Origin of the sequence: Bacillus hominis (genome assembly GCF_018332515.1) — a bacterium.
Lineage (GTDB): Bacteria > Bacillota > Bacilli > Bacillales > Bacillaceae_G > Bacillus_A > Bacillus_A hominis.
The window spans coordinates 1-571 of the sequence record NZ_BOQD01000438.1 but is presented as its reverse complement, the minus strand read 5'-3'; the positions used below and the strand labels follow the sequence as shown (position 1 = coordinate 571).

At 36.4% G+C, this 571-nt stretch carries 1 protein-coding gene; it reads left to right on the top strand.

Annotated features, from left to right (window positions below; all coding sequences use genetic code 11):
- Positions 1 to 251 precede the first annotated feature (251 nt).
- A partial coding sequence (locus KI356_RS26150; protein ID WP_238486242.1) for a 3'-5' exonuclease occupies positions 252 to 571 on the top strand: 320 nt, incomplete at its 3' end.

The following is a 571-nucleotide window of genomic DNA, read 5'->3' as shown; positions in this document are numbered from 1 at the left end:
CGGAATTTTATTTTGTGTCTCTCACTGATAACTCTTGGTTTCAGCTTAGAATATAAAAAGAGAGCAGCTGTATAACTGTCCTCTAAAATTAATCTAATACTATTAGTTTAATTAAGCTATGTATCTTTATCGATAATCTCTACTTAAATATGAAGTAACGTGATTTAATAATCTACTGTTGATTCATAGGTATGTAAACTCATTATTGTTCCATACCAAAGAAACTAGATGCGATTGAGAAGCTTTGTGCAATGGCTAGTAAGTTTCCGAATATCACAGCCTTTCTTGTGCATGTGAGCAAGATCAAGGACAAGCAAATGAAATCAAAAGGCAAAGATACTGTTAACATCATGACGGTACATGCTTCCAAGGGATTAGAATGGGACATTGTATTCGTGCCAAACGTGAATGAGGAACTATTCCCCCACCACATGAACCCAGATGAAGAAGAGCGTAGACTATTCTATGTGGCATGCTCACGACCTCGTAAACAATTATTCGTTTCATGGTGGTTTTACGATGCCGATATGGAGAAAGCAAACGAAGGCTTCTTTATTAAAGAACTACTTGG